This is a genomic window from Arthrobacter sp. OAP107 (assembly GCF_040546765.1).
In the GTDB taxonomy this organism is placed as follows: domain Bacteria; phylum Actinomycetota; class Actinomycetes; order Actinomycetales; family Micrococcaceae; genus Arthrobacter.
The window spans coordinates 5,303,803-5,318,608 of record NZ_JBEPOK010000001.1 but is presented as its reverse complement, the minus strand read 5'-3'; the positions used below and the strand labels follow the sequence as shown (position 1 = coordinate 5,318,608).

The window sequence follows — 14,806 nt, the reverse complement described above, 5'->3', positions numbered from 1 at the left end:
CTTCCCCCAACAGGAAATCAAAGGACTCCCATGAGTAACCAACCCATCACAGACCATACGGTTCCGGCCCAGGCACACGCCACCGAAAACCTTCTCCATGCCGAGGACAAGGGCTACCACAAGAGCCTGAAGCCGCGGCAGATCCAGATGATCGCCATCGGCGGCGCGATCGGCACCGGCCTGTTCCTCGGCGCCGGCGGCCGGCTCAACGCCGCCGGCCCGTCCCTGGTCATCGCCTACGCCGTCTGCGGCTTCTTCGCCTTCCTGATCCTGCGCGCCCTCGGCGAACTGGTGCTGCACCGGCCCTCCTCGGGCTCGTTCGTCTCCTACGCCCGCGAATTCTTCGGCGAAAAGGCAGCCTTCGTCTCCGGCTGGTTCTACTGGATCAACTGGGCCACCACCACCATCGTGGACATCACCGCCGCCGCCCTCTACATGAACTTCTTCGGCAACTACGTCCCCTGGATGGCCGACGTCCCCCAGTGGGTCTGGGCACTGACCGCCCTCATCGTCGTCCTCGGCCTGAACCTCGTCTCCGTCAAGGTCTTCGGCGAAATGGAATTCTGGTTCGCCATCATCAAAGTCGCAGCCCTCGTCGCGTTCCTGCTCATCGGCACCTACTTCGTCATCTTCGGCACCCCCGTCCCCGGCCAGGAGGTCGGCTTCAGCCTCCTCACCGACAACGGCGGCATCTTCCCCAACGGCCTGCTGCCCATGATCATCCTCATGCAGGGCGTCCTGTTCGCCTACGCCTCCATCGAACTCGTCGGCACCGCCGCCGGCGAAACCGAAAACCCCGAAAAAATCATGCCCAAGGCCATCAACTCCGTGGTCTTCCGGATCGCCGTGTTCTACGTCGGCTCCGTCATCCTGCTCGCCCTGCTCCTGCCCTTCACCTCCTACCAAAAAGGCGTCAGCCCCTTCGTGACGTTCTTCGGCTCCATCGGCATCCAGGGCGTGGACGTCATCATGAACCTCGTCGTCCTCACCGCCGCCCTGTCCTCCCTGAACGCCGGCCTCTACTCCACCGGCCGGATCCTGCGCTCCATGTCCGTGGCCGGCTCCGCCCCCAAATTCGCCCAGCGCATGAACAAGGCCGGCGTCCCCTACGGCGGCATCGCCATCACCGCCGGCGTCTCCCTACTCGGCGTCCCGCTGAACTACCTCGTCCCCTCCCAGGCCTTCGAGATCGTCCTGAACATCGCCTCCGTCGGCATCATCGTCACCTGGGCCACCATCGTCCTCTGCCAGATCCAACTCAAACGCTGGGCAGACAAAGGCTGGCTCAAACGCCCCTCCTTCCGGATGTTCGGCGCCCCCTACACCGGCTACCTCTCCCTGCTCTTCCTCATCGGCGTGCTCGTCATGGTCTTCATCGACTCACCCCTGACCCTCGTAGTCACACTCATCGCCATCGCCCTCATGGTCGCCGGCTGGTACGCCTGCCGCAAACGCATCCACGAAATCGCCGAAGCCCGCGAAGGCTTCACCGGCATGTCCCCCGTCATCGCCAACCGCCCCGGCCCGGGCGGCGCGGACCGGATCTAACCAGCAGGTTCTTCCCCCCCGCAAATCGCGTCGCAATAGCGCGAACGGACACTTGAGGCCCCAACCCCGGGGACCCAAGTGTCCGTTCGCGCTTAAGCGTGTTTTGTTTTCGGCTGTTGACCGTCGTTTGGGGCGGGAGTAGCTTACGACTAGCCGCGCCTCAACTGTGGGCCGCCGGCCCCAACCCGTCGATACGGGGCCCGCCTCGTATCTGAATCACGCCACGGCAGACTGCGCAAGGCTGCCATCCTGCCAAGGTGCATCCGCTCTCCGCCTCTGTAGCCGCCCGCGCCGGCTGCGTAGCCAGCCGCCAGCGCAGCCGTACCGCAGCCGCGCCCACTTCCCGGGGTATTCGACCCCGGACGAATCGGAGTATCCCATGGACAACAACTCCTTCCAGGCCCTGCAGGAAAAAGTACGGGGCCGAGTCATCACGAGCGACCAGCAAGACTATGACGACGCCCGGGCCGTCTTCAACGGAATGATCGACAAACGTCCTGCGGCCATCCTGCGCGTGTCGCAGGTCGCGGACGTCATTGCCGCGGTGAATTTCGCCCGCGATACAGGCACCGACTTGGCGCTTCGTGGCGGCGGGCACAGCGCACCGGGATTCGGGACCTGCGATGGCGGTCTCGTCGTCGACTTCTCAGCCTGCCGGGGAGTGCGGGTGGACCCGTCCGCCGCCAGGGCGCGGGCTGAGGCCGGAGCAACGTGGGCGGACTTTAACCACGCCACAGGCGCCTTCGGACTGGCCACCACAGGCGGCATCATCGGATCCACAGGCGTCGCGGGGCTCACCCTCGGTGGAGGCATCGGCTACCTTGCCCGGAAGTACGGGCTGTCGTGTGACAACCTGGAGTCCGCGGACGTGGTGACTGCCGAGGGGAACTTTGTGATCGCCAGCGCCACGGAAAATGAGGACCTCTTCTGGGCGCTTCGCGGCGGGACCGGCAACTTCGGCGTCGTGACTTCCCTTGAGTTCAAAGTGCACCCCGTGGATGTTCTCTACGGCGGCGTGATCATTTACCTTCTCGAACATGCCGAAGCGGTGGCCGGGCTCTACAGGGAGTACATCGGCACGGCACCTGAGGAGATGGGCGTGTTCCTGGGCTTCCACCAGGGCCCGCCGGTCCCGTTCCTGCCTGAGGAATATCACGGCAAGCCCGTGGTGGTGCTGGTGGGCGGCTGGGCAGGCCCGCACAACGAGGGTGAGCGCCAATGGCAGCCATTCCTTGATGTTGCTCCCGTGGCCGGTTCCTTCCTGGGCCCCCTTCCCTACACAGTCCTCAACACGCTCTTCGACCCCATGTACCCGAAGGGCCTGCAGGCCTACTGGAAGTCAGCGTTCCTGCCCGGCATGACCGATGAAGTGGTCCGTGTAGCCGAGAAGTTCGGCGAGGGCATTCCCAGCGTCCAGACGGCCAACCACTTCTACCCGATCAACGGTGCCGTCCAGCGGGTCGGGCGGGACGAGACCGCATTCCCGTACCGCGACGTCAACTTTGCCGTGGACATCGCCTGCCATTGGGAGGATCCGGCCCACAACGAAGCCAACATCAAGTGGGTGCGCGACTACTATGCCGAGCTCCAGCCGCTCGGATCCGGTGCGGGCTACGTCAACTTCCTCGACGCCGACGACCAGCCGAACATTAAGGACACCTACGCGGGGAACTATGCCCGCCTCGCCGAGGTCAAGGCCAAGTACGATCCCGGCAACCTGTTCCACATCAACCAGAACATCAAGCCAGCCGGTTCGAAATAAGGCAGGCCCCTTCTGCCACTAATCGGCCTACGATGGAGGCATCCGGGGCGAGGCCCGCGCTGAGCGGTGCCTCTCTGGTGGGCGAAGGGGCCGGAGTATGGATGTCGTTGTCATCGAAACCCCGCAGCTCGGGGACCGCAGCTACCTGGTCCACGACGGCCGCGTGGCGCTGGTGGTCGATGCCCAGCGGGACACGGACCGGATCGAGGCGGCCGCCCGGAACGCCGGGGTGCAGATCACCCACGTCGCGGAAACCCATGTCCACAACGATTACCTCACCGGCGGCCTGGTCCTCGCCCGCGCCCACGGCGCGAAGTACCTGATAAACGCCGCGGACCAGGTGGCCTTTGAGCGTGAGCCGGTTGAGGACGGCCAAACCCTGCAAATCGGCGCACTCACGCTCCGGGCGGTGGCCACTCCCGGGCACACGCACACGCACCTGTCCTACATAGTCACGGACGGACGGGCCCGGGCGGTGTTTTCCGGCGGCAGCCTGCTCTTCGGCTCCGTGGGCCGCACCGATTTGCTCGGCCCCCGAGACACGGCCGGGCTGACCCGGGACCAGTACGCCTCCGTCCACCGGCTCGCAGACGAAGCGGGACCCGATGCCGCGCTCTACCCCACCCACGGGTTCGGCTCGTTCTGCTCGATCGGGCCCGCCACCCGCGCGGAGACGTCGACCATCGGGGAGCAGCGCGGGGCCAACCACGCGCTGGCGGACCCGGATCCCGAGCACTTCGCGGCCGAACTCACAGCCAACCTCTCCGCCTACCCCTCGTATTACGCCCACATGGCCCCCATCAACATGACCGGCCCCGAGCCCGCGGACCTGAGCCTGCCGGAGTCCCTCGGCGCCGCTGAACTGGCGGAGCGGCTGGCGGGCGGCGAGTGGGTGGTGGATCTGCGCCACCGCGTGCTGTTTGCCGGCAATCACCTGCAGGGCACCGTCAGCTTCGAATACGGCTCGGGGCGGAGCTTCAGTTCCTATCTCGGCTGGGTCCTGCCCTGGGGTGAGAAGGTGACGCTGGTCGGCGGCCGCGAGGACCTGCAAAACGCCATCCGGGACCTTTCCCGCATCGGCATTGACCGCCCCGGCGCCGCAGTGGGAACGGAACCCGGCGAACTCGCGCCGGGAGCCCCGGTCGCCTCCTACCCCCGGGCGGGCTGGGCCGCCGTCGTTCATGAAAAGCCCGACGGCGACACCATCCTTGACGTCCGACGGGAAGACGAGTTCGCGTCCTCCCACGTTGCCGGCGCCATCAACGTGCCGCTGCACGAACTGCTGGACCGCCTGGGCGAGCTGCCCCAGGGGTGCCTCTGGGTGCATTGCGCCACCGGATACCGTGCGGGCGTCGCAGCGAGCCTGCTGCAGCGGGCGGGGCGGGATGTGGTGCAGATCGATGCCCGGTTCCGGGACGCTGCGGCAGCCGGGGTCGCCCTGCAGATGCAGCCACTGCAGCGGCGGTGACCTTCCTGTCCCCGACTGGGGCGTCCGGTCGAAAGTTGCGGGGTCGAAAGTTGCAAAGTCGAGGTTGCAAAGGAGAGCAGCGATGAATGCGGAAGGCAAAGTGGTTGTGGGCGTGGACGGCTCGGACTCCTCGGTGGAGGCCCTCCGTCTGGCGGCCCGGCTGGCGCCGGGCCTGGGCGCCCGCGTCCATGCCGTGGCGTGCTGGCACTTCCCGGAAATGTACGCCGGGTACATCCCCCCGGATTTCGAGGCGTTCGAAACCTCCGCTGCCAACATCCTCGCCCAGGCCATCGAGAAGGCGTTCGGGCCGGACGTCCCGGAGACCCTGACCAGCGAGCTGGTGCGCGGCCCGGCCCCGGCCAAGCTGGTGGAGGCGGCCGCCGGAGCGGCGATGCTGGTGGTGGGGCGCAGGGGCCACGGCGGATTCATGGGCCTGCACCTCGGTTCGGTGAGCACCGCGTGCGTGGCGCATGCCGAATGCCCGGTCCTGGTGGTGCACACCAATGATGACCACCACCGCGACCACCATTTCCGCAGGGGCGCCGCCGCCAAGGACGCGGGCCGGGACACTTCCGTGGACACGGCCAGGCGCTGACCGCCCCGCGTAACGCAACGCACCCGCAACCCCGTGCCGGCGTGCCATCGCCTATGCTCGCCTGAGCGGCCCGAAAGCAAAATCGGGCAGCTCAGAACTGGCTCAACGTCGAACCACGGGAGAGAACCTCATGACCAACTGGCGGATCCGGGACTTCCACTCCGCGGACCTTGACGGCATCCTGCACCTCTGGGAATCGCTGAAGGCCACCAACGTCGAGCCGGTCTATGCGCTCTCGGAGGTGCTGGCCTCCTGCGAGAAGGACCACGCCGTGGTGGCGGTGCTCGGCGACCAGGTGGTGGGCGCTGCCGTCGGACGGGCAGCGCATGACCAGGGCTGGGTGGTCTTCCTGGCCACCCTGCCCGAATTCCGCGGCCGGGGCATCGGCACCTCGCTGCTCGCCGCCGTCGAAAACCGGATGGCGCCGCACGGGCTGAACAAGCTTTCCGCCCTGATGCCCGAGCTGGAAACCCGGGTGGAGGCCTTCCTGAGCCGCGGCTTCGTGCTCAAGAAGAACCTGCGCTACTTCGAGCGGACCATCCCCGTGCAGCGGCAGGAACTCGAGCCGCTGGGCCTGCTCGGCGGCCGCATCCTGGCCCGGGACCTCTGGGAAAACGTGGCCGGCATGCGCCGCGAGAAGGAACTCCTGGAACGGCGCCTGGTCCTGCCGTTGGCCGAGGCCGACCTCGCCGACGAATTCGGCGTGGTGCCGCCGCGCGCCGTGGTGCTGTTCGGGCCGCCCGGCACCGGCAAAACCACCTTCGCCAAGGCCATCGCCTCCCGGCTGGAGTGGCCCTTCGTGGAAGTCTTCCCCTCCCGCCTCGCCTCTGACCCCAAGGGCCTGGCCGGCGCGCTGCGGGAGACGTTCCTGGAGATCTCTGAACTCGAGCACGCCGTTGTGTTCATCGACGAGGTCGAGGAGATCGCGTCCCAGCGCGCCGGCGACCCGCCCTCGCCGCTGCAGGGCGTCACCAACGAACTGCTCAAGATCATCCCGGCCTTCCGCGAACAGCCCGGCCGGCTTCTGGTCTGCGCCACCAACTTCATCCGGGCCCTCGATACCGCGTTCCTGCGGCACGGCCGGTTCGACTACGTGATCCCCATCGGCCTGCCCGACCGGCAGGCCCGCGAAGCCATGTGGCAGCGCTTCATCCCCGCCGCGGTCGTGGACAACGTGGACGTGGAGCAGCTCGTGGACCGCACCGAGGGCTTCTCCCCCGCGGACATCGAGTTCGCCGCCCGCAGCGCCTCGCAGCGGGCGCTGGAAAAATCTGTATATGGCAATGGCAGCGACGGCGGGCTGGCGTCCGGGGGCGGCGTTTCGGTCCGCGAGGCGGTCCGGAAGGGCCCCGCCACCCAGGACTACCTCGATGCCATCGCGGACACCCGCACCACCGTCAGCGACGAGGTGCACCAGCAGTTCCTGGAGGACATCGACGCCCTCGGCCGGGTCTAGCCTCAGCCGCGTTGTTAAAGCAACGCGGGGTCAGATACCGCCCAATCGGGGGCCCCGATGGGGCGCAAAGTGACCCCGCGTTGCAGTCCCTGCCGAGATCACTGCCGAGATCACTGCCGAGTTGAGGAGCAACATGATCCTGTTTCTGACGATCCTCAGCGGCGTGGCCTGGACCGTCGTGTACGCCGAGGCGATCCGGCTGGGCTTCCGGCAGCGCACCTATGCCATCCCGGCGGCGGCCCTGGCGCTCAACTTCGCCTGGGAGGCCATCTACGCCTCGCGCTCCGTGGCCACCGGGATATCGGCCCAGGGTGTCTTTAACATCGTGTGGGGCCTGGCGGACATCCTCATCGTCTACACATTCCTGCGGTTTGGGCGGGCCGAGCTGCCGTCCTGGGTCACGCGGCCGCTCTTCCTGGCCTGGGCCGCGCTGCTGGGCGTCACGTCGATCGCGGTGCAGCTGCTGTTCGTAGCCGAGTTCGGCTGGGACGACGCCACCAAGTACGCCGCGTTCCTGCAGAACCTGCTGATGTCCGGTTTGTTCATCGCGATGTTCGTCTCGCGCGGAAGCGCCCGGGGCCAGTCCCCCGTCATCGCCGTGGCCAAGTGGATCGGGACCCTTGCCCCCACCATCGTCTACGGCGGTTACGGAAACTCGCCCCTGATCCTTGGGCTCGGAGCGCTGTGCAGCGTCTTCGACCTGGCCTACATTGCCTTGCTCTGGCGGGTGCGAAGACGCGCTACTGTTTGAACCATGTCCTTAAACCCCCTCCGCCACGCCGTGGCCCGCATGGGCGGCAGGGATCCGCACCAGCCGCACCGCACGGCCACCCCTCTGGAGCTTTTCTTCGACCTCACCTTCGTGATCGCCTTCGGCGTGGCCGGCAGCCAGTTCGCGCATGAGATCGCGGAGGCACACTTCGGCGCCGGGCTGCTCGGCTTTTCCTTCGCGATGTTTGCCGTGATCTGGGCCTGGATCAACTTCACCTGGTTCGCCAGCGCCTACGACACCGACGACTGGGTGTTCCGCGTGGTCACCATGGTCCAGATGGTGGGGGTCCTGATCCTGACGATGGGAATCGAGCCCATGTTCCACTCCCTCGTGGAGGGGAAGCACGTGGACAACGCCGTCATCGTGGGCGGCTACGTCATCATGCGGCTGGCCCTGGTCTCCCAGTGGCTGCGGGCCGCCCGGCAGGACCCGGCCCGGCGGAAGACGTGCCTTCGCTACGCGGGATACCTGGCGGTGGTCCAGCTGGGGTGGATCACCGTGCTGCTCATCCCGGCGGACGTACCCACCACGTTCCTGATGATTGCACCGCTGTATGTCCTGGAACTGGGCACCCCGTATGTTGCAGAGCGTAACGCCACTACGCCTTGGCATGCCCACCACATCGCCGAACGCTATGGCCTGCTGGCCATCATTGCCCTCGGCGAATGCCTCATCGGCGCCGTCGAGACACTCCGGGCCATCGTGGCCGGGCACGGCTGGTCGGCCGATGCCGCCCTGGTGGGTTTCGGCGGCACCGCGCTGGCCTTCGGCATGTGGTGGATCTACTTCATCCTGCCCGCCGGCCGGGCCCTGCACGTGCAGCGGCACCGCTCCTACTTCTTCGGCTACGGCCACATCCCCGTCTTCGCCGCGATCGCCGCCACCGGCGCGGGCCTGCACGTCGCCGCCTACTTCATCGACCATGCAGCGCACATCAGCGCCGCCGTGGCGGTTGCCAGCATCGCCGTTCCCGTGGCAATCTTCAAGGTCTCGCTCACGGCACTCTTCAGCGTCATGACGTGCGTCGACCGCGCCCTCGTCGCCGTCACCACCGGGGTGGTTGTTGTGCTTGCGGGGGCAGTGGCCCTGGCGGCGGCCGGCCTCCCGGTTCCCATCTGCCTGCTCATCATCGTTGCCGCGCTAGGGGCCTCGATCGTCATCGATGAGCGCCGGAACACGGACCTGCTCCACGCCGCGCTGGAGAAGCTGGAGCACCGGTCCACGACCGCGTGACACAGCCCGCTACACCCCGGGCCACACCCACGGCCCGCGGGGCAGGCCGGCGGGCGAAAAGGCCGCAAGGGCGGCTTCCAGGGAAGCCGTGGGAAGGCCCAGCGACTCCAGGATAGTCCGCCGCACCGCTTCCGAGGGAAGTCCGACGGCGGCCAGGTCGTCCAGGGTCACCGCACCGTCCCGTTTGGCCAGTCGGGCGCCGTTGGCGTTCACCACCAGCGGGACATGTGCATATTCCGGAACGGGCATATTCAACAACGACGCCAGATACGCTTGCCGGGGCGTGGACGGCAGGAGGTCGTCTCCGCGGACCACCTGGTCTATGCCCTGCTCGGCATCATCCACCACCACGGCCAGATTGTAGGCGGTCACGCCGTCGTTCCGGCGCAGGACGAAGTCATCCACCACTCCGGTGTAAGTCCCGTGCAGCACATCCTCGACGGTCCATTCGGCCACGGAGGAACGCAGCCGGATCGCCGCCGGGCGGATGGACCGCTTGAACTCGAGCTCCGCCGTCGACAGCCCCCTGCATGTTCCGGGGTAAGCGCCCTGGGGCGCGTGCGGCGCGGAGGGCGCCTCCTGGATCTCCCTGCGGGTGCAGAAGCATTCGTACGTCAGCCCGGCCGCGGCCAGCTGTCCGATGGCCGCCGTGTACAGGGGCTCGCGGTCCGTTTGGCGCACCACCGCACCGTCCCAGGTCACGCCGACGGCGGCCAGATCCCGCAGCTGCGCGGCTTCAGCCCCGGCACGCGCCCGGTCGAGGTCCTCGACCCGCAGCAGGAACCGCCGCCCGGTGGAACGGGCAAAGAGCCAGGCCAGGATCGCCGTCCGGAGGTTCCCCACATGCAGTTCACCGGACGGGCTGGGGGCGAAGCGGCCGGCAGACGTCATGCCCTCCACCCTATGCCGAACACCACAAGAGCCCCTCAGCTACCGCGCACTCCGGGCGTTGGCCGGGAATCGGTGGCTCAGGGGCTCTTGCCGTGCCTGCCCCGGACGGAACTCCGCCAAGGAAATCGAGGCACTTCCTGCAGAAAGACGAATGCGTGAACAAGTGTCAATCAGCGGCTGCCTCCTTGCGGGAAGCGTGGTCCAGGATGCCGGGTGGTGTGCCGGTTGCCTGTAGCCTGCGGGCTGGGGGGTAACCGTCGCCTGCGTTGCCACTATTTGAGCAGGAGACCTACAGTAGGCGCAACGGGCATGGCATAAACTGGTCAATCTGACCGGTCCTGCGCGCAGAAACCGGACGAGGAGTGATCAGATTGCAGCAGCTCGACGCCACGGACCGGCGGATCCTTGCCGCCCTGGACGACGATCCCCGGCTGCCCATCATGGTCCTGGCCCAGCGGCTGGGCCTGGCGCGCGGAACGGTACAGTCGCGCCTGGAGCGGATGACGGCGTCGGGCGCCCTCCGGCCCAACAGCAGCCGCGTGCTTCCCGCGGCCCTGGGCCGGGGGGTTGCCGCGGCGGTCAGCGCCGAACTGGACCAGAGCCATCTGAACGAGGCCATCGCTGCCCTGCGCGAGATCCCGGAGGTGCTGGAGTGCCACGCACCGGCGGGCGACACCGACCTGCTGATCCGCGTCGTGGCCACGAGCCCCGACGACCTGTACCGGGTGTCCGAGGAGATCCGGCTGTGCCCGGGAATCGTCCGGACGTCCACCAGCATGTTCCTGCGCGAGGTGATCCCCTACCGGACCACGGGGCTCCTAGAGCACTGAATCGGGCCGTTCGGAACGGCCCTCCGATATTGCGCAAATCATTGGGGAAAACTGCGGATATTCCGGCGGCTCTCCTGCGGTGGGGACTGTAGCCTGATTCCGCATCCGCCGCTGCGCTGGGCAAGGCAGCGGGTGCAGGTTCACTCAGGGTCTCCGCCGGGGGGTCGGTCTCAATAAGGAACTCAATGCGCTCTTTTTCCCGTTCAATCGCGTCTGTCACGGGTTTGCTGGTTTTCGCCGCGGGCCTCATCTCTCTTCCTGCTGCTGCCGCCGTGGCAGCCACGGATCCCTCCGGCGCCGGCACCTCACTGCCGGTCGAGTCCGGTTCGGAACGGGTGCCCCACGGATACGAATCCGCGCCGGGCGTGCCGGCGGACGGGCCGCCCGCCGGGCTGGCCCTGCAGACCGAGGCGGGCGGAACGGCCGCTGCCGCGCTCAGCGTCAAGGTCGTCGTCGCCACGCTGTTGGACAACAAGGGCGTGGTTCCGATGGCCCAGGCCGAAGCGGCCGTGACGGCCGCCAGCAACTACTGGAAGGCGATGTCCGGCGGCCGGATCTCCATGACCGTCACCGAACGGGCCACCTTGGCGTCCAAGACGGCGAGGTCCACGGACTCCTACTACGACATGATCAACAAGCTCACCACCGAGCTGAAGTGGACCTACGGCGCCAACAAGGGGCTGGTGATTTTCGTCCCCAGCGCCACTCTTTCCGGCGGCGCCCTCGGCGCCGGCTTCAGCAGCACCGGCAACAGCGGACGGGTGCTCATGCCGCAGATCAGCGGCTTCACCAACAGCGTGATCGCCCACGAGTTCGGCCACGTCCTGGGATCCATGCACGCCGACGCCCTGCAGTGCAGCAGCGGCATTTCGGACGTGGGCACCACGAGCACCGGGCAGTTCACGGACTCCTCCTGCTACATCCGCGAATACGGCGACAGCACCGACATCATGGGCCTGTCCAGCTACAACATGCCGGTGATCAGCTCGCCGTTCTGGGACGCCAGAGGCCTGGGCGCTGCCACCGACATCCGCGACCTCGGCGTGGCATCCGGCGTGAAGAGCTACACCCTTAAGCCCTGGGGTGACACCAGGCTGGCCTACCGCGCGGTGAAGTTCACCGACCCGGTCAGCAAGGAGGTCTACTACCTGGAGCTCCGCCAGCCTGCCGGCTACGACGCCTACCTGGCCGGCGGGCCGGCCGGCAACCGCGGCGTGAAGGTGGTCCAGCGGGGCGGCGCCACCCCCTCGTCCTCGCTGGTGCTGATGCCATCCACCATTCCGTTCAGCGGGTACTACGCCACGAACCACACCTGGCAGGCCGGCAGCACGTTCATCACACATGCGGGAACCCGGGTCACGGTCAACGCCGTCACCGCCACGTCGGCCACCGTCAGCATCGATGCCGACCTCGCCCTGCATACCAGGATCCAGTTCTCGGCCGGCGACTTCAACGGGGACGGCACGGCGGACATGATCTCCCGCGAAGGAGACGGGTCGCTCCTCCTGCTCCCGGGCCTCGGGGGCAACAAGCTCGGAACCGCGGTGAAGGTCGGAACGGGCTGGAACGGCTTCAACATGGTCTTCGGCAACGGCGACTTCGACGGTGACGGGAAGACGGACCTCATTGCCCGGACGTCCAACGGTGCGCTGTGGCTGTACCCTGGCAGCGGCACCGGCGGCTTCCAGGCCCGCAAGCAGATCGGCGTGGGCTGGGACGGGTTCAAGCGCATCCTCGCACCCGGCGACTTCAACGGCGACAAGCGGGCCGACCTGCTGGCCATGCGCGCCGACGGAACGCTGTGGCTCTACCCCGGCAGCGGAACCGGCGGATTCCTGACGTCCAAGCAGGTCGGCTCCGGTTGGCAGGGATTTACCGCCGTCACCGCGGCGGGAGGGCTGGCCACGGGCCCGGGCCTGCTCGCCCGCTCCAGCACCGGGACCGTCTACCTGTACCCGGGCAGTGGAACGGGCGGCTTCCTGCCGCGCACCACCCTGGCCACCGGTTGGGCCAGCACGGAGCTGATCGCCGGTCAGGACTTCACCTCCGACGGTCTCACGGATATCCTGACGGCCAGCACCAGCGGGGCCATCACCGCGTACGCGGGCAACGGGGTCGGCGGTTTCGCCACCAAGCTGAAGATCGGCACCGGCTGGGGCGGGTTCAGCCAGGTCTGGGAGGCCGGCGATCTGGACGGCGACGGCAAGCCCGACGTCCTGGCCCGCACACCTCAGGGCGTCCTGCGGCTCTACTCCGGCAACGGCTCGGGCGGGTTCCGCACGTCCCGGCAGCTCGGCACCGGCTGGCAGGCCTTCGACCAGGTGATTTCCGCCGGCAACTTCAACGGCGCAGGGGGCCGCGACCTTCTGGCCCGGAAGCCCGACGGTTCGCTCTGGCTCTACCCCACCAACGGAACGGGACTCTTCCAGGCACCGAAGAAGATCGGCACCGGCTGGCAGGCCTTCGCGCGGCTCATCGCCCCCGGCGACTTCTCCGGCGACGGAAAGCCGGACATCATCGCGCAGGAGCCGGACGGCAAGCTGTGGCTCTACCCCGGCAACGGGACGGGCGCCTTCCTGGCCCGGAAGCAGATCGGTTCCGGCTGGGCGGGGTTCACCCAGGTGGTTGCCGGCAACGACTTCAACGGTGACGGAAAGGCCGACCTGATGGCCCGCGCGTCGGACGGCACGCTCTGGCTCTACCCCGGCAGCGGCGCCTCCGGCTTCCTCGCCCGCACGCAGCTCGGCACCGGCTGGAACGCCTACACCACCTTCGCCAGCGTGGGGCGCTTCGCCGGAACGGGCAACCCGAACGTCGTTTCCGTGTCCGCTGACGGAGCACTCTGGCTCCACACCGGCTCCGGGAAGGGCACCTTCCAGAACGTCGTGCTGAATCCCCGCTGAGCACGGGAGGCAGTCCAGCGCGAGCGGACATTTGAGGCCCCTGGTCCACCCGGATCGGGGGCCTTAAATGTCCGTTCGCGCTGTTGGTTTTAAGGGCGTACGACGGCGGGCGGGCGGCGGGTCAGACAGGCGGGCCTGCGTTGGACTTGAGGTTCTTCATCACCAGGGTTGAGGTCAGCCGTTCCACGCCCGGAAGGACTGTCAGCTCGCTGTCGTAGAAGCGCTGGTACGAGGGCAGGTCTTCCGCGATCACCTTGAGCAGGTAGTCCGGGGAACCGAACAGCCGCTGAGCCTCCACGATGTTCGGGTTTTCCGCCACCCGGTTCTCGAAGATCTCCATCGTCGGGCGGTCCACCTGCCGCAGGGTCACGAAGACGATCGCCTCAAAACCGAGCCCGACGGCGGCCGGGTCGATGTCCGCCTTGTAGCCGCGGATCACGCCGGACTGCTCAAGGTCGCGGAGCCGGCGGTGGCACGGCGCCACGGTGAGGCCCACCTTGGCTGCCAGGGCGGTGGCAGTCATTCTGCCGTCTTCCTTGAGGTGGCGCAAAATACTTCTGTCAATATGGTCCAGCACGCAAAAATCTTACTCCTGCAGCCGCGATCCGCGCGAAATTGGCGAGCACATCTGGCGCCGTTTTGCCTAGGCTTTTCTTACCGCCAAACACGCAGGAGCCCGCCATGAATCCCCAGCTTTTCCTCGCCTTCATCGTGGTTGCAGCGGCCCTCGCCTGCACCCCGGGGGTGGACTGGGCCTACTCCATCACGGCAGGCCTCGGCCGCCGCAGCTTTGTCCCCGCCGTGGCGGGGCTGTGCAGCGGCTACGTCCTGCACACTGTCCTCATGGTGGCCGGACTCGCCGCGGTCCTGGCCAGCATGCCGGGCCTGCTGGGCTGGATCACGGTGGCCGGCGCCGTCTACCTGCTGTGGCTGGGAACCGTCACCATCCGTTCATGGCGCGGTGCCAGCTTCACGGCAACGGCCGCCGGAAATCCGGGGCAGAACCAGCTCCGGTCCTTCCTCCAGGGCATGGGAACCAGCGGCATCAACCCCAAGGGGCTGCTGTTCTTCCTGGCCCTAGTGCCGCAGTTCGTCAGCGCTGACGCGCCGCTGCCGGTGCCGGTTCAATCGGGCCTGCTGGGCCTGACCTTCGTGCTGCTCGCTGCCCTCGTGTACACCTGCGTGGCCCTGCTCTCGCGGAAGCTGCTGCAGTCCCGGCCGGACGCGGCGCGCAGGGTAACGCTGACCAGCGGAATCATCATGGTGCTCCTGGGCGCCGCACTGCTCTCGGAGCAGCTGCTTCCGGCCCTCGGCAGATTCGTATAGCAGCCGGTCTATCCAAACGCCG

General features: G+C 67.5%; 12 protein-coding genes. 10 read left to right on the top strand and 2 right to left on the bottom strand.

The features are described 5' to 3' along the window. Positions 1-30 precede the first annotated feature (30 nt). The 7 genes from ABIE00_RS24435 to ABIE00_RS24405 all read left to right on the top strand — a co-directional run bounded on the left by ABIE00_RS24435 (position 31) and on the right by ABIE00_RS24405 (position 8,834). Positions 31-1,548: an amino acid permease gene (locus tag ABIE00_RS24435; RefSeq protein ID WP_354263182.1), complete on the top strand. Its 1,518-nt coding sequence runs from the start codon at positions 31-33 to the stop codon at positions 1,546-1,548. Between the two features lie 379 nt (positions 1,549-1,927). Continuing rightward, a complete protein-coding gene (locus ABIE00_RS24430; RefSeq protein ID WP_354263181.1) occupies positions 1,928-3,310 on the top strand; it encodes an FAD-binding oxidoreductase in 1,383 nt (460 codons plus the stop codon). Between the two features lie 97 nt (positions 3,311-3,407). Next, positions 3,408-4,778: a rhodanese-like domain-containing protein gene (locus ABIE00_RS24425; RefSeq protein WP_354263180.1), complete on the top strand. Its 1,371-nt coding sequence runs from the start codon at positions 3,408-3,410 to the stop codon at positions 4,776-4,778. 82 nt (positions 4,779-4,860) lie between these two features. Further along, positions 4,861-5,373: a universal stress protein gene (locus ABIE00_RS24420; protein WP_354263178.1), complete on the top strand. Its 513-nt coding sequence runs from the start codon at positions 4,861-4,863 to the stop codon at positions 5,371-5,373. A gap of 130 nt (positions 5,374-5,503) precedes the next feature. After that, entirely contained in the window at positions 5,504-6,829 is a 1,326-nt protein-coding gene (locus tag ABIE00_RS24415) for an ATP-binding protein (protein ID WP_354263177.1), read from the top strand. A gap of 133 nt (positions 6,830-6,962) precedes the next feature. Beyond that, positions 6,963-7,580: a transmembrane-type terpene cyclase gene (locus tag ABIE00_RS24410; protein WP_354263176.1), complete on the top strand. Its 618-nt coding sequence runs from the start codon at positions 6,963-6,965 to the stop codon at positions 7,578-7,580. A gap of 3 nt (positions 7,581-7,583) precedes the next feature. Further along, a complete protein-coding gene (locus tag ABIE00_RS24405; protein ID WP_354263174.1) occupies positions 7,584-8,834 on the top strand; it encodes a low temperature requirement protein A in 1,251 nt (416 codons plus the stop codon). Positions 8,835-8,843: 9 nt separating this feature from the next. On the opposite strand, the gene gluQRS is transcribed toward ABIE00_RS24405, so the two are convergent. Continuing rightward, the gene (gene gluQRS, locus ABIE00_RS24400; RefSeq protein ID WP_354263173.1) at positions 8,844-9,725 is read right to left on the bottom strand and encodes a tRNA glutamyl-Q(34) synthetase GluQRS; all 882 of its coding nucleotides are present in this window, start codon (positions 9,723-9,725) and stop codon (positions 8,844-8,846) included. 371 nt (positions 9,726-10,096) lie between these two features. On the opposite strand from gluQRS, the gene ABIE00_RS24395 reads away from it, so the two are divergent. Both ABIE00_RS24395 and ABIE00_RS24390 read left to right on the top strand, forming a co-directional pair. Beyond that, positions 10,097-10,555 carry an Lrp/AsnC family transcriptional regulator gene (locus tag ABIE00_RS24395; RefSeq protein WP_354263172.1) on the top strand — a complete coding sequence of 153 codons (459 nt, stop codon included), beginning with the start codon at positions 10,097-10,099 and terminating at the stop codon, positions 10,553-10,555. Between the two features lie 185 nt (positions 10,556-10,740). Continuing rightward, positions 10,741-13,458, top strand: coding sequence for an FG-GAP-like repeat-containing protein (locus ABIE00_RS24390; protein ID WP_354263171.1), 2,718 nt, complete (start codon positions 10,741-10,743; stop codon positions 13,456-13,458). Positions 13,459-13,579: 121 nt separating this feature from the next. Here the strand turns inward: ABIE00_RS24390 and ABIE00_RS24385 are convergent, their stop codons facing one another. Beyond that, complete coding sequence (locus tag ABIE00_RS24385; protein ID WP_354263170.1) at positions 13,580-14,035, bottom strand: Lrp/AsnC family transcriptional regulator; 456 nt, start codon at positions 14,033-14,035, stop codon at positions 13,580-13,582. Between the two features lie 104 nt (positions 14,036-14,139). On the opposite strand from ABIE00_RS24385, the gene ABIE00_RS24380 reads away from it, so the two are divergent. Beyond that, positions 14,140-14,784, top strand: a complete 645-nt coding sequence (locus ABIE00_RS24380; protein ID WP_354263169.1) for a LysE family translocator — start codon at positions 14,140-14,142, stop codon at positions 14,782-14,784. Positions 14,785-14,806: the final 22 nt, after the last annotated feature.